The 21,487-nt window shown below is 37.7% G+C and carries 15 protein-coding genes; 8 read left to right on the top strand and 7 right to left on the bottom strand.

Annotation, left to right across the window (positions count from 1 at the left end; translation table 11 throughout):
• Positions 1-186 precede the first annotated feature (186 nt).
• The 3 genes from LC419_RS14025 to LC419_RS14015 all read right to left on the bottom strand — a co-directional run bounded on the left by LC419_RS14025 (position 187) and on the right by LC419_RS14015 (position 6,916).
• On the bottom strand, positions 187-2,385 hold the full coding sequence (locus LC419_RS14025) for a zinc-dependent metalloprotease (RefSeq protein WP_223607954.1): 2,199 nt from the start codon (positions 2,383-2,385) through the stop codon (positions 187-189).
• Positions 2,386-2,609: 224 nt separating this feature from the next.
• On the bottom strand, positions 2,610-5,537 hold the full coding sequence (locus LC419_RS14020) for a reprolysin-like metallopeptidase (protein ID WP_223607953.1): 2,928 nt from the start codon (positions 5,535-5,537) through the stop codon (positions 2,610-2,612).
• Between the two features lie 239 nt (positions 5,538-5,776).
• Positions 5,777-6,916, bottom strand: coding sequence for an acyl-CoA dehydrogenase family protein (locus LC419_RS14015; protein WP_223607952.1), 1,140 nt, complete (start codon positions 6,914-6,916; stop codon positions 5,777-5,779).
• 193 nt (positions 6,917-7,109) lie between these two features.
• On the opposite strand from LC419_RS14015, the gene LC419_RS14010 reads away from it, so the two are divergent.
• From LC419_RS14010 to LC419_RS13985, 6 genes are all read left to right on the top strand, one after another.
• The gene (locus LC419_RS14010; RefSeq protein ID WP_223607951.1) at positions 7,110-9,011 is read left to right on the top strand and encodes an endonuclease; all 1,902 of its coding nucleotides are present in this window, start codon (positions 7,110-7,112) and stop codon (positions 9,009-9,011) included.
• A 170-nt stretch (positions 9,012-9,181) separates the two neighbouring features.
• Positions 9,182-9,787: a SatD family protein gene (locus LC419_RS14005; RefSeq protein WP_223607950.1), complete on the top strand. Its 606-nt coding sequence runs from the start codon at positions 9,182-9,184 to the stop codon at positions 9,785-9,787.
• A gap of 2 nt (positions 9,788-9,789) precedes the next feature.
• A complete protein-coding gene (locus LC419_RS14000) occupies positions 9,790-10,485 on the top strand; it encodes a DUF3307 domain-containing protein (protein ID WP_223607949.1) in 696 nt (231 codons plus the stop codon).
• Between the two features lie 33 nt (positions 10,486-10,518).
• Entirely contained in the window at positions 10,519-11,238 is a 720-nt protein-coding gene (gene purC, locus LC419_RS13995) for a phosphoribosylaminoimidazolesuccinocarboxamide synthase (protein WP_034730194.1), read from the top strand.
• A gap of 140 nt (positions 11,239-11,378) precedes the next feature.
• On the top strand, positions 11,379-12,878 hold the full coding sequence (gene purF, locus LC419_RS13990; protein WP_223607948.1) for an amidophosphoribosyltransferase: 1,500 nt from the start codon (positions 11,379-11,381) through the stop codon (positions 12,876-12,878).
• A 143-nt stretch (positions 12,879-13,021) separates the two neighbouring features.
• On the top strand, positions 13,022-13,969 hold the full coding sequence (locus LC419_RS13985; RefSeq protein ID WP_223607947.1) for a glycerophosphodiester phosphodiesterase family protein: 948 nt from the start codon (positions 13,022-13,024) through the stop codon (positions 13,967-13,969).
• Positions 13,970-14,147: 178 nt separating this feature from the next.
• Here LC419_RS13985 and LC419_RS13980 read toward each other — a convergent pair whose 3' ends face one another.
• The 3 genes from LC419_RS13980 to LC419_RS13970 form a co-directional block, all read right to left on the bottom strand.
• Positions 14,148-14,855 carry a porin family protein gene (locus LC419_RS13980; protein ID WP_223607946.1) on the bottom strand — a complete coding sequence of 236 codons (708 nt, stop codon included), beginning with the start codon at positions 14,853-14,855 and terminating at the stop codon, positions 14,148-14,150.
• Between the two features lie 1,265 nt (positions 14,856-16,120).
• The gene (locus LC419_RS13975) at positions 16,121-16,801 is read right to left on the bottom strand and encodes a porin family protein (protein WP_223607945.1); all 681 of its coding nucleotides are present in this window, start codon (positions 16,799-16,801) and stop codon (positions 16,121-16,123) included.
• A gap of 323 nt (positions 16,802-17,124) precedes the next feature.
• Positions 17,125-17,760, bottom strand: a complete 636-nt coding sequence (locus LC419_RS13970) for a porin family protein (RefSeq protein WP_223607944.1) — start codon at positions 17,758-17,760, stop codon at positions 17,125-17,127.
• Between the two features lie 382 nt (positions 17,761-18,142).
• On the opposite strand from LC419_RS13970, the gene LC419_RS13965 reads away from it, so the two are divergent.
• The gene (locus LC419_RS13965; protein WP_223607943.1) at positions 18,143-18,895 is read left to right on the top strand and encodes a hypothetical protein; all 753 of its coding nucleotides are present in this window, start codon (positions 18,143-18,145) and stop codon (positions 18,893-18,895) included.
• A 143-nt stretch (positions 18,896-19,038) separates the two neighbouring features.
• Here the strand turns inward: LC419_RS13965 and aroB are convergent, their stop codons facing one another.
• Positions 19,039-20,085 (bottom strand): 3-dehydroquinate synthase, encoded by a 1,047-nt coding sequence (gene aroB, locus LC419_RS13960; protein ID WP_223607942.1) that lies wholly within the window; start codon positions 20,083-20,085, stop codon positions 19,039-19,041.
• Positions 20,086-20,187: 102 nt separating this feature from the next.
• Here aroB and LC419_RS13955 point away from each other — a divergent pair, with 102 nt between their 5' ends.
• Positions 20,188-21,375 (top strand): pseudouridine synthase, encoded by a 1,188-nt coding sequence (locus LC419_RS13955; protein ID WP_223607941.1) that lies wholly within the window; start codon positions 20,188-20,190, stop codon positions 21,373-21,375.
• The last annotated feature ends 112 nt before the right edge of the window (positions 21,376-21,487 follow it).

The raw sequence follows: 21,487 nt of genomic DNA, 5'->3' as shown, positions 1-21,487 counted from the left end.
TTTTTAAAATAAAATATTATTGATACATGAAATTTGTTAATTGATTCTTTTTTAACAATAATTATCTATCTGTTGATACTTCATGAATCGGAAGATGAAATGATATCATTCATCAATGATCATTTATCATTCATGAAAAAAGACCGCTCATTACTGAACGGCCTTTGACATTATATTAGAGTGGTGTTAATCTTTTATAAATCTTTTCACAGTTTCTCCAACCTGAATCACATAAGCCCCTTGAGTCAGTTCGCTTACATTCACGCTGCCTCTTTCAAGTTTCCCTGAAAGGATAAGCTTTCCGGTCATATCAAAGATTTTATAATCTTCAGACGTAGTGTTGGAAATATTCAGAACATCTTTTACAGGATTAGGATATACTTTAACATCAGTAAGTACCTCTTTAGTTTCCTGAATTGCTTTTCCGGCACTTGCATTCACTTTAATGTTCGCGTTGTTGATATCAAAGAAAATATGATTGGAACCTTTTACCATAATTCTCCCCGTTGTAGTGGCTGAATTAGGAATTGTTACAGCCTGAGACCCATCATTTGGCGTTGCAGCAAGCAGAGTAGTCCATGTGTTTCCGCTGTCTGTTGACCAGAGGATATCTACATTGGCAGCATTCACTCCATTGGCTGTTGTTCCTGCCACATTCCAGCTTACCGTTTGAGAACTTCCGCCAGTATAGGTGGCTGCTGAGTTTTGGGAAGAAATAGTGAACGGCCCGGCAGTTTTGTTTACTGTAATTTTTGCATCATCGGAATTGTTTCCCGAGCCTCCGGCTCTGTTGTCACGAACTGTAAATCTGAAATTTAATGATCTTGATACATTAGATAAGGATTCTACTGTAATCTCTGAACCTGCAGTAGTAGTAGCTCCAGCTAATATAGAGGCCATTCTAGGGAAATATCGTAGAGGGGTAGTCGTTGGAGTCCATGATCTGAAAGTAGGACCCGTCGTTTTTGTCGCGTTTGCTGCAGAACTTGCTCCTCTCTGTGTAGTTGGAGCTATATCCATTTGTTCCCAAATATAGGTTAGAGAATCTCCATCTGCATCTGTTCCTGTTCCTGTTAACATGAATGGTGTTCCTTTTGGAATGGTGTAATCTATTCCTGCGTTAGCTGTAGGAATTGTGTTTCCTGTAGAAGTGCTTACCGGACATGTTTTAGCTTTAATATTATTGGTAATTTGTTGTATACTTATCGCGTGGAAGAAAGAATCGGCATGAGGCTGGACATCTTGGGCTGTAATTCCAGCGTAGCTCATAATGGTAGATCCTGAGCCCGGTTCCACATTTACGGCTTCTCCTGTATTTGTATGTGAAAACGTGTGATTTCCACCGAACTGATGGCCTATTTCATGAGCGACAAAATCAATGTCAAAATTATCACCTGCAGGGATACCGTCTACTGGTGATGTGTAGGCACTTCCTTTTGAGCTATCTGTGCTACAGACACAGCCGAGACAGCCCGCATCTCCTCCTCCTCCTGACGCTCCGAAAAAATGACCTATATCATAATTAGCTACTCCTAATACTGAGGAGAGTGTAGATGCAAGTTCACTATTCCAATTGTCTTTATTGGCAGCGCTGGAATAGGGGTCTGTGGATGCATTAGTGTAAATAACAGCATCATTATTGGCAATAAGAACCATTCTGATTGCAAAATCTTTTTCAAAAATACCATTTACCCGGGTCATCGTGTTGTTCATACCTGCTAAAGCCTGAGCTTTTGTGCCTCCAAAATAGGCTGTATATTCTCCAGGGCAGGATAATGCTAATTTGAAAGTTCTCAGTTTGGCATCATCAGCATTAGGCCTTGCAGTGACATTCGGAGCAGCTTTTTGTACTTCATCTACAACGGTGCATTCAAATTTACTAAGGCTTTCTTTTTTATCCGATTTTTTGTAAACCACATACGTTGAAAGATCTTTTGTGTAGGGCTCAATGAAAATGGCAGATTTGTCTCCATAAATTTCCATAGAGGATAGTCCTAACGGAGAAAGACTGAAATAGACTGTGGAACCTGAATCTTTTACATTTTGTCCTACATAAGATTTGATATCTGGATATTTTGCGGCAAGCTCAGGCGCAAAATTTGAATTTTCTGTCACTTTGAAATCTTCCATCTTTCCTTCGGAATTGGGAAAAGAAATGATAGTCTCTGTTTTTCCTTCTTCAGCTAATCTTTTTGGAGCTTTGGAAAGTGCATTTTTTAATCCTTCAATGTCAAGGCTCAAGATCTTTGGTGAATCAATCCCTGTTTTGTTTTCAAATACTTCAGCTGATTTTTTAAGAGAAGTAGCAGACCATAATTGATCTGTCTGTCCGAAGGTGATGCCTGTAATCATAAGCATCCCGATCATCAATAATTGTTTTTTCATATGATGTTTTTAAAATTGGTTTACTCCAAATCTAGTGAATAATTGGCCTCAAAAATCGCTCATTATTAATATTTTAGCCGTGCGTTAATGAAGTTTTTATTTTTAACATTAAATAATAATTCAATTTTTATTATGTTATAAAAAAATACAATTGAAAGGGAAATAGAGCGTAAAAAAAATACTGCCTCTTTTGAGGCAGCATTGAATAAATAGGTCTAGGGTTATTAGTTTTTAATAAATCTCTTGGCATGGTCTCCAATCTGGATCATATAAGCTCCTTTGATAAGTCCGCTTACATTCACACTGCCTCTTTCTAGTTTTCCTGAATTGATTAGTTTTCCACCCATATCGAAGATCTTATAATCTTCAGATTCCGTGTTTGAAATGTATAATATATCTTTTACAGGGTTTGGATAAACTCTGAATCCAGCGATTAAATCTTTGGTGTCAGAAAGTTCTCCTCTGCCTGAAGAAACGATATTAAGGGTATAATCTTCAACCTGGCCATAAGTATATGAACCACATGAAGATGTCGGAACGGAGTTGTACTGCATCATTACTCTCATTCTTGTAGAGCCAACGGTTGCAGTAGCAGGGATAGTAATACTTCCCGTTACCGGAGTTGTAGTAGAGCCTGCTTTAGTCCAGGCTAATTCTCCACTGTCTATAAAGTCGCCGTCGCCGTTATAATCGATATATACTGCGTAAGCCTCGCTGTAAACCGTTGAAGTCCAAGTTGGAGTTATTGAGATGGTGTATGCGCTTCCTCTTGTTACGTTGGTAGAAACTGAAGTGAAGTTTTCGTATCCTGCAGTACCCGTTGAAGTATTGTTGATGGTTCCGAATTTCACGTTTCCGATTCTTTCGTCTGCGGTATTGTTTGCAGAAGATGAACAGTACGTTACAGTTCCTCCGGTAAGTGTTGTAACGTTTACCGTATTGCTGGAAGGAGATACATTTCCTGCCGCATCTTTAGATTTAACGGTGAAGCTGTAAGTAGTTGCAGGTGTTAAACTTGTTACCGTATAAGTAGTAGAAGCTGTATTGCCGATCACAGATCCGTTCATATAGACATCATATCCTGTAACGCCTACATTGTCGGTAGCACCACTCCAGGAAAGGTTGGTAGTAGTAGCTGTTGTTCCGGAAGCAGTAAGGGTAGGAGCTGTAGGAGCCACGGTATCTGTACCTGAACCTGCATTAACGGTAATATTGGCATTGTTCACATCAAAGAAGATATGATTGGAGCCTTTTACCATAATTCTTCCTGTTGTAGTGGATGAATTCGGAATGGTTACCGCCTGGGATCCGTCATTAGGAGTTCCGGCAAGAAGGGTAGTCCATGTATTTCCGCTGTCTGTGGACCAAAGGATGTCTACATTGGCAGCATTGACGTTATTAGCTGTTGTTCCTGCTACGTTCCAGGTAACCGTCTGTGAACTTCCCCCCACATAAGCTATTGCTGAGTTTTGAGAAGATACACTGAATGGTCCTGCCGTTGCGTTTACCGTCACCAGTGCATCGTCAGAATTGTTTCCTGAACCTCCGGCTCTGTTGTCACGAACGGTAAATCTGAAGTTTAATGATCTGGCTACGTTGGATAAAGCTTCCACTGTGATCTCAGATCCTGCAGTAGTGGTTCCTCCCGTTAAAATGGAAGCCATTCTAGGAAAATATCTTACAGGGGACGTTGTCGGAGTCCATGATCTGAAAGTAGGACCTGTTGCTTTTGTGGCACTCGCTGCAGAGCTGGCTCCCGTCTGTGACGAGGAAGCATTATCCATCTGTTCCCAGATATAGGTTAATGAATCTCCGTTCGCATCGGTTCCTGTTCCTGTCAGCATAAATGGTGTTCCTTTCGGAATGGTATAATCAAGGCCGGCGCTAGCGGTAGGAATTGCATTTCCTGTAGAAGTGCTTACCGGACATGTTTTAGCTTTAATATTATTGGTAATCTGCTGGATACTTACCGCATGGAAGAAAGCATCTGAATGAGGCTGAACATCCTGGCCGGTAATTCCTGCATATCCCATGATAGTTGATCCTGAACCCGGTTCCATATTGACACCAGTACCTTCATTTCCATGAGAGAAGGTGTGATTTCCACCAAATTGATGTCCCATTTCGTGGGCTACATAATCAATATCGAAATTGTCTCCTGAAGGAATGGCATCTGCCGGAGAGGTGTATCCGCTTCCTTTTGAGCCGTTTGTGCATACACATCCTATACATCCTGCATTTCCGCCACCTCCGGAAGCTCCGAATAAGTGTCCGATGTCATAGTTGGCTTCACCAATTACTGAAGTCAGAGTGCTTTGAAGCTGGGAATTCCAGCTGCTCATTCCTGAAGAGGCAGAATAAGGGTCTGTGGAAGCATTCGTGTAGATTACGGCATCGTTATTAGCGATCAGTACCATTCTTGCGGCAAAGTCTTTTTCGAACACACCGTTTACACGTGTCATGGTGTTGTTGATAGCTGCCAGTGCATTGGCTTTGGTTCCTCCAAAATATACCGTGTATTCCCCGGTAGTGGAAAGCGCCAGTCTGAATGTTCTCAGCTTGGCATCATCTGCGTTAGGTCTTGCCGCGATATTGGTGTTGGATACTCCTTTTTGAGCGACATCAATAACGGTACATTCGAATTTGTTGAGGTTGTCTTTTTTGTCTGATTTTCTATACACTACATAAGAAGAAAGATCTTTAGCGTAGGGTTCAATGAAAACAGCAGATTTGTCACCATAAATCTCCATGGAAGAAAGTCCGAGTGAAGAAATACTGAAATAAACTGTTGAGTTAGGATCGTTGAGGCCTTCGCCTACATAAGATTTGATATCCGGATATTTCGCGGCAAGCTGAGGGTCGAAGTTTGAATTTTCCCTTACTTTAAAATTTTCCATCTTCCCTTCGGAATTGGGAAAAGAAATGATGGTTTCTGATTTTTCTCCCGCAGCCAATCTTTTGGGAGCTTTGGCCAGTGCATTCTTTAATCCGGCGAAATCCAAGCTGTAAATCTTCGGATTAATGATTTGGGTTTTGTTTTCAAAGATGTCTGAAGGTGCTTTTTTTGAACCTTCACTCCAGAGACGGTCAGTCTGCGCGAAAGAAATGCCTGTAATCAGAAGCATTCCAATCATGGATAATTGTTTTTTCATATTAATTATTTGTTTTGGTTGTGGAATATCAAAGCTAATAATTTTTATGTTACGAAAAACAAAATTATTTAAGAAAAATTTAGAGTATTCATTTAAAATATTATGTAATACATTGAATATTGTGAAAAATATATTATCTCATAAAAAGAAAATAGCATACGCAAAATACGTATGCTATTGGTTTATGAATGAAATAATTCTCAATCTGATTTTGAAGTCAGAATTTGAAAAATGGTCACTTATTTTGTAATATCTCTTCCGATTACCATTCTCTGGATTTCTGAAGTTCCTTCACCGATGGTACATAATTTAGAATCTCTGTAGAATTTCTCAGCAGGGAAGTCCTTTGTATATCCGTAACCTCCGAAGATCTGAACGGCATTGTTGGAAATTCTTACACAAGCCTCAGAAGCATACAATTTAGCCATTGCTCCTTCTTTGGTCATTTTTTGCTTGGCATTTTTCAATGTTGATGCTCTTTGGATCAGAAGTTCAGCAGCATCAATTTCTGTGGCCATATCAGCAAGCATAAAGTTGATAGCTTGGAATTCAGCGATAGCTTTTCCAAACTGATGTCTTTCTTTAGCATATTTTAAAGCGGCTTTGTAAGCACCTCTTGCTGTTCCTAAACTTAAAGCAGCGATAGAAATTCTACCACCATCCAGGATTTTCATAGCCTGCTTGAAACCTTCACCTACTTCTCCTAAACGGTGTGAATCCGGTACACGAACGCTGTCAAAAATAAGTTCAGCTGTTTCGGAAGCACGCATTCCCAGTTTATTTTCTTTCTTTCCTGAAGTGAAACCCGGCATTCCTTTTTCCAAAACAAAAGCGGTAGAGTTGTTTTTAGCTCCTATTTCACCTGTTCTTGTCATTACTACGGCAATATCTCCTGAAATGGCGTGAGTGATGAAGTTTTTAGCTCCGTTGATGATCCAGTCATCACCGTCTTTTACAGCAGTTGTAGACATACCTCCTGAATCAGAACCTGTATTGTGCTCTGTAAGTCCCCATGCGCCAATTACTTTTCCTGAAGCAAGCTGTGGAAGCCATCTGTGTCTCTGCTCCTCATTTCCGAATTCATAGATATGATTGGTACAAAGTGAATTGTGTGCCGCTACAGAAAGACCGATAGATGGGTCTACCTGAGAGATTTCATCCAGAATGGTAACATATTCATGATAACCCAGACCGGAACCTCCGTACTGCTCAGGAACTACGATCCCCATAAATCCCATTTCTCCTAACTGGTGAAATAAGTCTTTTGGAAATGTTTGGCTCTCGTCCCACTCCATAATATTCGGTCTGATATTTTTCTCAGCAAATTCTCTTGCTGTTTCCGCTATCATTTTAATGTTGTCAATAGTCTCTGTGTTCATATAGATAAAATAGTTAGTTCCCAAAGATAATTAAATTGACGGAAAGCCAAAAATAATTATTTAGCTCATAGCATTGTATACGCAATATTTTAATAATCAATTTTTTATATTTTCATAATTAATGATTTTTTAATAAATTTTTCAGAACTTTAAGTGTTTTAATTTACTATTTTAGCCACCCAATTTTTAAGGAATGAAAAAACTTCTACTACCTATTATTTTAATCTCCTCATTGGTTTCCGCCCAGATTCCGGCGGGCTATTATGACGGAGCAGTGGGACTTACAGGCTATGCACTGAAGTCTAAGTTGCATGATATTATTGCTGAAAAGAATGTCAACTGGCACTATGGTGACTTGCAGGAATATTATAAACAGACAGATTTAGATGTTTATTACGATCATAATAACACGAATAATCCTTCCAATGGAAACTATATATTATTAGATATTTACTCAGAAATCCCAGGTGGAGCAGATGCATATGAGTACAACTCCACACAATTGCAAGGATCAGGTTCTATTACAGGAGAAGGAATTGCGTGGAACCGTGAGCATATGATTCCGCAAAGTACATTCAGTACGGGGGATATCGGTAATTATCCTATGTATTCCGATTTGTTTTACATTGTACCAGTTGATGCCTGGATCAATCAGAGAAGATCCAATTATCCTTATGGTGTAGTGGGATCGACAATTTATCATAGTTTTACTAATGGTTCAAAAATTGGAAACGATGCAACTCCGGGTTTAGCTTATACAGGACGTGTTTATGAACCAATCAATGAATTTAAAGGAGATGTTGCCAGAGCATTGCTGTATTTTGCCGTAAGATATGAAGGAAAACTGAACGGCTTCAATCATAATGCAGGAACCACTCCGGCCAATGACGAATCCCAGTTGGATGGAACGGAAGAACGTGCTTTTGAGCCTGCTTATATTACGATGTTAAAGCAGTGGAATGCTTTGGACCCTGTTTCACAAAGAGAAATAGACAGAAATAATACGGTATATAGTATTCAGAAAAATAGAAATCCATTTATTGATAATCCGGGTTGGGTTGATTTAATCTGGTCTGAAACTCCTGATACAACGGCACCTTCTGCTCCAACAAATCTGTCAGTAGTTCAACAAAATGCCAATTTTGTCAATTTAAGCTGGACGCCAAGTACAGATACGGATGTTTTAGGATACAAAATTTATATGAATGGTGCTGCAACGCCTATTGCTACTACTAAAAGTACCAGTATCTCCATTGATAGGCTGACTCCATCAACAACGTATACTTTTACGGTAAAATCTTATGATAAAGGATATTTGGAATCTCCAATGAGTAACGTCGCAACCTCGGCCACGATTGCTTCAGATGGTTTTGCTAAAGATTTAATGATTACCAAATATATTGAAGGAAGTGGCAATAATAAAGCGATAGAAATTACCAATAAAACCGGACATGAAGTTAATCTGAATAATTACAATTTAAATATTCAGTTTTACAGTGGAACCAGTTATTATTTCTCAAATAGTTTTCAGCTTGAAGGTAAAATTGCCAATAATGAAACATTTGTAGTTTTAAACCCCAATGCCGCATTCACGTGTTATACCAATTCACAGGCTAAATTTGTTACGGCTTCTACTCCCATGACGTATACAGGGAGTCAATATGTGGAATTGGCCTATAAGGGTTTTGGTACTGTAGATGGAATCGGTGTGAAAAGTACAGCAAATGCGAACGGTAATGTTTCTCTTTACAGAAAAATTACAGTCAACCAACCGACAAGCACATTTACTTTAAGTGAATGGGATTCTTATGCTATCAACTACTGCCAGAATCTTGGAGGAACTTTATCTACGACTGATCTTATCACTTCAAATAAAGAGTTTAAAATATATCCGAACCCGGTTCATGACGATCTTTTTGTAAGCGGAGAAACTCAGGATATTATGATGGCTCAGGTACTGGACGTTTCAGGAAAAGTGATTTATACTGAAAAAGATCCGTTCAGAAACAAGAAGAATATTTCTCTTCAGAATCTTTCTGCAGGTTTTTATTTCTTAAAACTTGATGAAAAAGTGTATCAGTTTATCAAAAAATAAAAAAAACACCCAATAGTCATTGCGAGCGAAGCGAAGCAATATCATCAATATTCGCTAAAAAGCTTATAAACAATACATAATTGATATAAGCAGATTCACTAATAATCAATATCTATAAGTGTTTCTGCTTATATTTTTTATTTATAAGTAATTATGCTTATATTTGCACAATGATAGCGGTCATAACCGGTGATATTATAAATTCACAGCATGCAGACACGGAAGTTTGGATCACCAGACTCAAGAATCTCCTGGAAAACTGGGGAAGTTCACCGCTCGCATGGGAAATCTACAGAGGAGACGAGTTCCAGTTCAAGTGTAGCATTGATGAAGTGTTCTGGCGTTTTCTAGCCATAAAGTCCCTCATAAGAAGTCAGGAAAATTTAGATGTAAGAATTGCTATAGGCATTGGTGAAGAGAATTTTTCCTCTGAAAAGATCACTGAATCCAATGGAACAGCTTATGTACATTCCGGACGGCTGCTCAACGATCTTAAAAGTGACGGACACACCGTTTCTATAAAAACCTCCAATGAAGCCGTAGACAGGGATTTAAATATCCTCCTGAAATGGTCTTCCAAAGATTTCGACAGCTGGACGGTAGCCACGGCAGAGATCATTCACGAAATGATCATGAACAAGGATATCACACAGGAAGATCTCGCTAAGAAATTTGCCATCTCACAGTCCTCCGTAAGCCAGAGGCTGAAACGCGCCAACTACGAACTTATCGTAGAAACGAATCAATATTTTAGAAAGAAAATCTCAGAACTGTAAGCATGATCTTTACTAAACTCATATTGGCACATCTATTCGGAGATTTTATTCTTCAGCCAGATTCGTGGGTTGCAGATAAAGAACGCCGTAAGCTGAAAAGCCCGTATTTGTACCTGCATGTTCTGATCCATACTGTTTTAAGTTTTGTTTTTCTCTGGAACACAGATCTGTGGTGGGTAGCCATTCTGGTTGGAATCACGCATTTTATTATTGATGCCTCAAAACTCATCTTTCAAAACGTAAAGAATAAGAAGAGATGGTTTTTTATTGATCAGATGCTGCATATTTTTGTGATTGCAGGAATCTCATTTTATTTCAAAGAATTCAGTTTCGATTTTCTGGGTCATCAGAATGTTTTAAAAATAGTGATGGCAGCATTGTTTCTATCAACACCAGCTTCCATTTTCATTAAAATATTATTGTCTTCATGGACGCCGGTTCCTGAAACGCAAAGCAGTTTGCAGACCGAATCGCTGTCGAGTGCAGGAAAATATATCGGAATCTTGGAACGTCTTCTGGTTTTCACGTTTATTATGGTGAATCATTGGGAAGGTGTAGGTTTTATGGTAGCGGCCAAATCTGTTTTCAGATTCAGTGATCTGGCACAGGCTAAACAGAGAAAACTCACTGAATATGTACTGATCGGAACGTTGTTGAGTTTCGGATTGGCTGTTTTAACAGGAATTTTAATTAAGTAATATAAAATAAATCTAACTAATAAGAATTTAGAAATGGAAAAGAAAGAAATGTTGTACGAAGGTAAAGCAAAACAGGTATTTGCTACCGATAATCCTAATGAAGTAGTGGTACGTTTTAAAGACGACGCTACAGCATTTAACGCTCAAAAAAGAGGGTCTGTTGATTTGAAAGGCGAAATGAACAACGCGATCACTACTCTTATTTTTGAATACTTAAATGAAAAAGGGATTAAAACTCATTTCATCAAACAATTAGACGAGAGAGAGCAGCTGGTAAAAAAAGTATCCATCATTCCATTGGAAATGGTGGTAAGAAATTACTCTGCGGGAAGCATGGCTCAGAGATTAGGAGTGGAAGAAGGAATTAAATCTCCGGTGACCATCTTCGATATCTGCTATAAAAAAGACGAGTTGGGAGATCCGCTTATCAACGATCACCACGCCGTTTTCTTAGGAGCAGCCACCTATGAAGAGCTTGATGAAATGTACGAGCTTACTTCTGATATCAACGAAATCCTGATCGATCTTTTTGATAAAATGAACATCATCCTGGTTGATTTCAAAATTGAATTAGGAAAAACAGCAGACGGGGAAATCATCCTTGCTGACGAAATTTCTCCTGATACATGCAGACTTTGGGACAAAGATACCATGAAAAAACTGGATAAAGACAGATTCAGAAGAGATCTTGGAGAAGTGACTGAAGCTTACGTAGAGATCTACAACCGACTGAAAAATTTACTTGGTAAGTAGATTTCAGATGTCAGACACCAGATGCTAGACTGTTAAGCGCTGGAAAATGATTTGTTAGTAAACAAAATTAAAATTTGAAGTCGGTTTTTAGTCTGAAATCTGAAATCTGACTTCTTAGATCTAGAATAGAAAAAATAGAAATGAAAAGTTTAGACATTCATAAAAGTGAATATTTAAAACAGTTTAAAGGCCAGACCTACGGAAGGAATCTTTTCAGAACGCAGGAAGAAGAAAGACTGGATGCTCCCAACGAGGAGTGCGGGATCTTCGGACTGTATTCTGACAATGATCTGGATACGTTTTCCCTTTCACAGTTCGGACTTTTTGCCCTGCAGCACAGAGGACAGGAAGCCTGCGGTATTTCCGTTTTAAAAGACGGAAAAATCACGAACATGAAAGATGAAGGACTGGTTTTAGACGTTTATAAAGAAATTCAGGAACCTGAGGCTTTTATGGGAAATTCTGCAATTGGCCATACCCGTTATACCACTGCAGGAGACAAAAAGAAGTATAATTTTCAGCCGTTCTTCGCGAAAAACGAGTACGACCAGATTATTCTTTCTATAGCGCATAACGGTAACCTTACCAATGCGAGAGAATTAAAAAATGAACTGGAAGCTGAAGGCGTTGTCTTCAGAGCAACTTCCGATTCTGAGGTTATTTTAAGATTGATCCAGAAAAATCTTGATTTAGGACTTCGTGGAGCTATCAAAGCTACCATGGAGAAAATTGAAGGTGCTTATTCCGTAGTGGGAATGACGAGAAATAAATTCTTTGCATTCAGAGATTTCAATGGGATCCGACCACTGGTTTTAGGAGCTGTTGACGAAAATACGTACGTGGTAGCTTCCGAATCTGTTGCACTGGATGCTGTAGGCGCTCAGTATGTACGTGATATTCTTCCGGGAGAGATCATTTATACCAACGAAAATGAGCCTGGAAAACTTCAGTCTTATATGGTGAATGAAGGAAGAGGGAAGCAGAGAATCTGTTCTTTCGAATACATCTACTTCGCAAGACCTGACTCCACCCTGGAAAACATCAATGTATATGAAATCAGAGAAAAATCCGGTGAAAAGATCTGGGAACAGGCACCTGTAGAAGCAGATATCGTGATCGGGGTTCCTGATTCAGGAGTTCCCGCTGCCATAGGTTTCTCAAAAGCTTCCGGAATACCTTTCCGTCCGGTTCTGATCAAAAACAGATACATCGGAAGAAGTTTCATTGTTCCTACACAGGAAATGAGAGAAAGAGTAGTGAACCTTAAGCTTAACCCGATTATCTCCGAGATTAAGGATAAAAGAGTAGTGATCATCGACGATTCTATCGTAAGGGGAACTACTTCCAAAAGATTGGTGAAAATATTGAAGGATGCAGGTGTAAAAGAGATCCACTTCAGAAGCGTTTCTCCCCCTATTATTGCTCCATGCTATTTAGGAATCGATACTCCTTCAAAAGATGATTTGATTTCAGCGAACATGACTACCGAAGAGCTTAGAGATTATCTGGGTGTAGACTCTTTAGAGTTCTTAAGCACAGACAACCTGAAAGAAATTTTAGGGTCATCCAACCACTGTTTCGGATGTTTCACAGAAGAATATCCTGTAGAAAAAGGAGAGGAGGTAGAATTATTTAATTAATCATCTACGATTCGAAATAAAAGGAAGAAGCCAGGCATTGAGTCTGGCTTCTTTTTGTTTTTATAAATGTATCAAAAGCTTAATATTCCTTTATTACAAAGCAGAAACACAAATTCTAAATTTGTTCTTTTAAATTTCACGATATGAAGAACGTATTTTTAGCGGGTGCTTTTCTGGTACTGGCCCAATGGTATTCCTCTCAGTCTTTTGATAATCAGGCACATCGCGGAGGGAAGTCCCTATATCCCGAAAATACAATTCCGGCCATGAAGAATGCTTTGGAAATGAATGTGACGACATTGGAAATGGATCTTGCGGTCACGAAGGACAAAAAAGTAATCCTTTCCCATGATGCTTTCCTTTCTCCTGAATTAATAACGAAGCCGGATGGGACCTATATTCCGAAAGACTCCGGGTTTTACTATAAAATATATGATATGTCCTATGCAAAGATTCGGACCTTTGATGTAGGCTCAAAGAAGCTTGACCGCTATCTCGATCAAAAGAAGATGAAGGTTCAAAAACCGCTTTTCTCAGACGTAATAGATGCCTGTGAGGCTTATTCCCGTGAATTGAAAAGACCTTTGCCCTTTTATAATATAGAAACCAAAACACGCCCGTTTTCAGACCATATATTTCATCCTGAACCTAAGGAATTTGTAGATCTGATGATGGAAATTATTGTAAAAAAAGGTATTCAGGACCGGGTCATTATCCAGTCGTTTGACCCAAGAACACTTGAAATTATTCATAAAGAATATCCGAAGATCATGACTGCTTTGCTGGTAGAAAAAGTGGATGATAAAAAGATGGTACAGCAGCAAGCTCATTTCGAAAATATACCGGTCGAAAAATTCATGCAGTACCCGAATCATTTGAATGGTATAGCCGGAGATATGAAATTTCTAAGTTTTACCCCAACCATTTACAGTCCTGATCATACACTCGTTACTTCAACATTGGTACAGGAATGCCATGCATTAGGTATGAAAGTGATCCCATGGACCGTTAACACCAAAGAAAGATTAAAGGAATTAAAAGACATGGGAATAGATGGTGTGATCAGCGATGATCCGCGAATATTTGAATAACCGGTAAAGAGGTTTGAGCGTCGGAGTGTTTTAGGATTTGAGAGTTTTACATTGAGAAACGTTGAATCAATGACAAATATCTGATATTTGAAATCTTGATTAGCCTAAAAACGAAAGTCCGGACTTAAAAATTTTAAATCCGGACTTTACTATAGGTTAAATAATTGATTGTCTCTTATTAGAATTTGTAATTCAGACCTAACTGAAATGCTCTGTGGTTCAATGGTTCTGTACCTTCTGGCTTTTGGTTTCTCATATCCGTAAGACTGTTGATGTATCTTGCGTTTATCCCAAGGTTTTGAGTAATATCATATCCAAGACCTAAACCTAATCCTAAATTAAACTTGTTAACATTATCTTTGTTAATGTCTTCAGAGTTAGATACAGACTGAGTTGTGGTAACACCACCTGTTGTAGTAGAAATCGTGCTGTCTCCGGAATTTTTTCCGTTGATGAAATAGCTGAATTCAGGACCTGCCTCTACATAAAACCTTTCAGTAGGTCTCATTTGTACCATTAAAGGAACTGAAATGTAGTTCATGGTAGTTTTGTATTCGCTCTTCGTTTTAACGTTCGTAGCACCCGTTGTTACATCCGTAGATGAGATCACGCTTCTTGCTCCTAACTGGTTGTATAAAACTTCGGGCTGTAAGCTGAATTTCTGAGAAAGTGGAATATTAACTAAAACCCCAGCATGGAATCCGACTTTTTGGTTGTCCAGGCTTAATTTCTGCTCACTGAAGTAAGAAGAGTTTCCCCCTGCTTTAATACCAAATCTGATCGGTTGTTTTTCTTTTTTAATAGGTTCTTGAGTTACTGTTTTTGTTTCTTGAGCAAATGTCATCATGCCAGCAGTAACTGCCAACCCTAGAAATAACTTCTTCATAATTTTATTTTTTAATTTTACTGTTGTACTTCGTGCCTGGTTTTTCAATCAGACTTGAATTATTTTGCAAAATGCTTGCCAAACTCGTAAAACCCTTATCTGAAGGGCTTTTGTAAAGTTTTTTGCTATTGTCTTATCTCTGCTTTTAACGAATTTTTATGAAAAATTATATTATGGAATTCAATATTTTGATCGGATTTTAGGCTAAAACGTATTTATGTTGATGATTTAATATAATGTTAAACCGGAAAAAATCAGGGAAAAAAGATAAGATAATTGATGAAGATGTTTAAGCTTTTATTTTCCTCAAGAGTGAAATAGAAAAAGCAAGCGATGTACGTGGATGTCATGTTTGCGCCTTACACCGCTCTTTTTTACTATCATTACATGAAAAAAATAACATCAATAAATATAATAGACCTTTAAAATTTTTCTTCATTCGTATAGTTTTATTTCTCGATTGCTGAGAGAACTCGAGCTCAGTGTTAGGTGAGCTCTCAAAGAAACATAACAATCCCAGATACTTAAGACTCTGCAGATCTAATTTTCACTTCTTTTAAATTACTTTTAAAGGTAACAGACACAAATAAAAGAAAAAAAATCTGACACATGAGCATCCAGTTGCCGACAATCCAGTAAGAGAAATTAGAATTCGGAATTATACTTCTAAAACATAATATAAAATTGTGAAAGACATCAATTATAATAATTATGAAAGTCAACCAAATTCCAGTTTTGGGCTTGATGATTAATAAGATGGCAGCAATGGGATCAATAAAAGTCAAACTATCCCAAAAAAATCTAGTAAAAAACGGAGCATTATAATTTTCCGACAAAAATCCATTATTAATTATCCAAATGAGATGTGTAGTCATGCCACTTAGCATTGCTATACTTTGCATAATTAGTATAGTCTTTATTTTTATATGAAGTTTGGCAAAAAGCATCGTACTTATTCTTAATTAACATTGCTTATAATAACATTCTAAAATGGCATAATCACTGTTAAACTAATAATTGTGATCAGTCCCAACGTAATCAATAACGCTTCTATTTCAGGATAAGGACTCTTACCAATTAAATAAGTTAATATACTGATAAAAAAAGACTTTTTTCCATTAGAGGTAAAAACACATTTTCTGTTAACTGTCCTGATAACAAAAATCCAGATAGCATCATACTCCCTAATACCATGTCCTATTTAATGTCTATAAAAAATGCCGGACCCAGAAAGGATCCGACATTAACTTGAAAATAATATATCTCTATTTGAATTTGTAAGCTACACCTACCTGGAAAGCGTTGTTTCTAATGGCATTTCCACTGTTCTGCTTATAAATATCTGTAATCCCTGCTGTAAATCTAGCTGTTACTCCAAAATTCTGAGTAAAATAATATCCAGCTCCAATACCGATTCCGAAATTGAATTTATTGTGTAGATCTTTAACAATCTTATTTGAGAAAGTTGTTGTTTCGGTTGTGGTAGTATTTCCAGAAGTTTTGATAGTAGTAAGATCTCCTTTGTCTTTCCCTCCTAAAAGAAAACCAAATTCCGGTCCTGCTTCTACATAAAGCTGAGGAAGGATATTATACTGTACCATTACCGGAACAGAAAGGTAGTTTAGTGTTTTTTTATAATCGTACTCCCATCTGTAGCTGTTGCTGGAACTGTTTTTTTCTTCAGTTCTTGAACCCAATTGATTAAAAAGAAGTTCCGGCTGAACACTGAATTTTTCTGCTACCGGAATATTAACGAATACTCCTGCATTGAAACCTGCCTTCATTTTCTGATCGTTATCATACCCATCATATGTGGAAAGAGTAGAAGCGTTGAATCCTGCTTTAACTCCAAATGTAATAGGTGAAGTAGATTTCGCATCTGTTTTTTCTTGCGCATTCACCAAAAGGCTTCCTGCAAATGCTAATCCTAAAATTAGTTTTTTCATGATTTTTAAAGTTTAAACTTATGTTCCCACACTGCAGCAAAATTCCCGCCAAAGGGATTAAACTGATAAATATCATGTTCCACGCGAAAAGGTCAGGCTTAAATGAATAAACCTGACCTTTTCTATTGAAATCAATTTGTATATGAAGAAACTTTTTTGCTGTCTCGCATGATTGAAATATCATGTTTTCCAGCTTATCAGGTATATTCAAACTCCTTGCCAAAAATGCTGAATACAGCGACAAAATCATAAAAAAACCGGACTAAATAAATAATCCGGCTTTCTATTGAATATAAAATTTGTTATCTGAATGTTAAAGCTTATTATTTGAATTTATAAGCTAATCCTACCTGGAATGTGTTGTTTCTTACAGCATCAGATCCGTTAGGTCTGTCTTTAGCTACGTCTGTTAAACCAGCAACATATCTAGCTGTGATTCCAAAGTTATCCGTGAAGTAATATCCTGCTCCAAGACCGATACCAAAGTTGAATGTTTTTAAATCATCTTTGTAGTTATCAGAAGTAGAAGAGTTTCCGTTACTTTCGTTTTTGATTTTGTTTTTAGCACTTACCAGGAATCCGAATTCAGGACCTGCTTCTACAAAAAGATTAGGGATCAGATTGTACTGGAACATTACCGGTACTGCGATATAATCTAATTTAGTGGAAGAAGAAAACTTATTTCCTAGTACAGTATAATCTGCTTTTGAACCATACTGAGAGTATAAAACCTCCGGCTGGATGCTGAATGATTCTGCAACAGGAATGTTAGCAAATACACCTGCATTGAAACCGATTTTAGATTTTTGATCATCTAAACCTTCATCTTTAGAAAGAGAAGATACGTTCATTCCACCTTTCACACCAAATGTTACAGGGTTAGAAGAAGTTGTTGGAGTCTGTTGTGCGAATGCCAGTGAACTTGCAGTTACTGCTAATCCTAAAATTAACTTTTTCATAACTTTAATTTTTTTTAATATTTTACTATTCTTAATTTTAAATTTTACTACTGTTCAATTTTTTGGTTGAACGCAGAGTATCTTTCAAATTGCTTGCCAAAAATAAATTACATGACAAAAGTCAGGTGGTAAATGGATGGGGATTTCAAGGTGTTTACATTTAAATAATTGGTTAACAGTTATTTAAAGCTCCTACTAAACGTTTGTTTAGAAATAATCTAAATTATTAGGTTTTGAAAATTGTTCTACGTTGTATTAAAACAAGTTAAAAACAATGGTATTTCATAATAAGCTGTAATATTGTAAATGAAGCTTTTAAGCTTGATAAAGGATCATTTTCAATTTCCTCATAATAGATAAGTATAAAAAGAAAGCTGCAATTATGGAACATAAAAAGATTGTGAAATTTACGGTTGCTATTGCTGTGCTGACGATAGCGGCCATGTTTGTTACCCTTTCAGGCATGGTTGAATATCCCTTCACAATTTATGCAATGGCGGGTGTGGGTATCGTGATCTTATTTTTGACCGTAAAATTCATCTATGCCTTTTTTATAATAGATCCTCCGCCTCCGACGACCGAATATCGGGATACTTCCGGACAGAAATTGTTTTTTATTTCGCCCTATAGAAGCACAACGTTCAGTGCTGTAATGATTGTATTGCCGGCATTTTTTATTTATTTTTTGCTTCCCTCAGTTCCCGGGATTATGGAAGAGATTAAAACCGGAAAGTCTGCTGCGCTTATGATGATGCTTGTTTTACTGATCATTTTATTCCTGGCTTCACTGTACAGCATTTTCATGGGAATCAAATTGTTTATCCGACGGAAAAAAATTGTACAGCTTGTTATCAATGATGACAGTTTTGAATTTTTCCCGATCTATGACTTTGGGACCGGAACACGAAACTTTCACGCAGTCTCAATGTTTTTTCGTACGAAAATGGAGAAAGCTTATTTTACGGATCAGTTGACGGTCGAGATGGTAACCGATAAATGGCTGGGAAACAAGATCAGAGTTAAAGTAGAGGGCGTGGGCTTTTATCTTCCTTACTTATATAATGATACGAATGAGCTGGAAGATGTTTATCAGACAATAAAACAGCGTTTGCAGCGAAAAATATCGGGGAATTAGGAATGGATGGAAGTTGGGAGAGGGAGTATGAGTCCATAATTTTTAATAGTTTCCGTTAATTAGAACCATGTCAAGGTTGCGAACCTTGACATGGTTAGTCTGAGTATCTTAATCATTTCCAGGTTCTAACTTCCGGACACTATTTAAACAGTATCCAGTTTTCTGTAAAATTCTAATGACTTTAAAATATTCTCCTTACTGCACTGGTAATCATACGTACATGATCCTATTCCGGTAAGCAGGGAGAAATTGATTTTGCTGTCCGTATTCTTTTTATCATTAAGCAGAAGCTCTGTAATGCTTTCGTCTGTAAAGTCGCTGATATCAAGGTAAGGGTAGTATCTCTGAATGTTTTCGATGATAAAAGTGGCATCTTCGTCAGTGATAAGTTCTTCAAGATTAGCCAGGTGTGCTTCACAAATCATTCCCATCGCTACAGCCTCACCATGAAGAATAGGATTTCCCTGGCTCAGGCAAAGACTTTCCACGGAATGTCCTATAGTATGTCCGAAATTCAGGGTCTTTCTGATGTTTCTTTCATGGAAATCTTTTTCCACCACATCTTGCTTGATGTCCATTGAAGTCTGAATATGGGGAACTACCGTTTCCACATCCAGCTTGTGAATCTGAATAAGGCTTTCCCAATGGGCTTTATCGGCAATAAGACCGTGTTTCAGCATTTCTGCAAAACCGCTTCGCAGTTCTTTAAAAGGAAGTGTTTCCAAAAATTTAGGATAAATAAAGATTTGTTCCGGGAAGGCAAAAGTACCCACCATATTTTTATAATGCATCAGGTCTATTCCTGTTTTCCCGCCTATAGAAGCATCACACATGGATAAAAGGGTAGTAGGGATATTGATGAATTGAATTCCTCTTTTATAGGTAGATGCAATAAAACCGCCCATATCTGTGATCACACCGCCACCAAGATTGATGACCAGTGCTTTTCTGTCTGCCTGCATTTCGGTAAGGATTTCCCAAAGCTGATTGGCCGTCTGGATATTTTTCATTTCCTCACCGGCTTCAATCTCTAAAATTTCAAAACCTAAATCTGTTTCCATGTTGCCTAAAAGAACCGGAAGACAATATTCATGGGTGTTTTCATCAACTAAAATAAAGATTTTACTGAAAGATTTTCCATGTAGAAAATTGTTTAATTGAGAAAAATCATCGTTTAATATTGTTATCATTATTGGAGTTTCTTTAAAATTAAAATAAAACTATTCTGCAAAGTTATGATTCTTAATTTTTAACTCGTAACTAAATTACTATCTTTGCAGAAATTTTTAGAAATGAGCAGAGATAATAATAATTCAGAAAGACCCAAAAGACCAAGAACTTCAACAAGAAACAATTCTGATGATTCTCGTGCTTCCAGATCTGGAAATTCTTCAGGATCAAAACCTTTTAAGAAACCTTTTCCAAAAGCAGGTGAAAGAAATTTTGACCATAAGGGCAGTAATTCAAAGTTTGGGCAGAAACCTTTCAAAAGAAGTGATGACAGTGCAAAAAGCAATGATGAAGAGGCAGGTGAAAAAACTGTGAGCAGAGCTTTCATCACTAATTCAAGTGAAGGACGTGAGAGAAAGACTTTCGGAAAACCGGCAGCCAAAAGAGGAGGCTCAAAGAGTTTTGATACCAGAGACAAGTATGAAAGAGGTAGCCTGAAATACGGAAGAAGACCTTCCGCCGCTGATGACAAAAATGATGACAAGGCAAGATCTTTTGTACAGAAAAGAAGGTTAAACAAGATTGAAAAAGATGTTCATAAAGACACCATCCGTCTTAATAAGTATATTGCCAACTCCGGGATCTGCAGCAGAAGAGAAGCTGACGAACTGATCACGCAGGGGCTGGTAGAAGTAAACGGAGTAGTGGTGAATGAAATGGGCTATCAGGTTCAGAAGACCGATAAAGTAGTTTTTGACGGACAGGGTATTACTCCTGAAAAACCGGTATATGTGCTTTTAAATAAACCGAAAGGATATATTTCTACCACTAAAGATGACAAAGCCAGAAAAACCGTAATGGATCTGGTAGCGAACGCATCACCATACCGTCTTTTCCCTGTTGGAAGACTTGACCGTTCTACAACCGGAGTTATTCTTTTAACGAATGACGGACACATGACGAAAAAACTGACGCACCCATCTTTTGATGCGAAAAAGATTTATCATGTGACGCTGGATAAAAAACTGACCAATGAAGACATGAGACTTATCGTAGAAGGAATTCGTCTTGATGAAGGAATAGCGGTAGTAGATCAGATTTCATTCATTGAAGGAAAGCCGAAAAATGAGATCGGGATTGAAATTCATATCGGATGGAACCGTGTTATCAGAAGAATTTTCCAAAGACTTGGATACGAGGTGGAAGCTTTAGACAGAGTGATGTTTGCTGGAATGACAAAGAAAAACATCAAACGTGGACACTGGAGAATCCTTACAGAACTGGAAGTTAACAATCTTAAAATGCTTTAATGGTTTGTTGTGGGATTCGTGATACGGGATTTCCAGATTTCGGGTTATGGGTCGCGAAACAGAACTTTTTCAGTTTCATCAGTGATGATTTGTCATTATTGAAAGCTGAATT

Origin of the sequence: Chryseobacterium sp. OSA05B (assembly GCF_019970065.1) — a bacterium.
Classification (GTDB): domain Bacteria; phylum Bacteroidota; class Bacteroidia; order Flavobacteriales; family Weeksellaceae; genus Chryseobacterium.
Note: the sequence above shows the minus strand (reverse complement) of the source record. Positions and strands in the feature narration are given on the sequence as shown.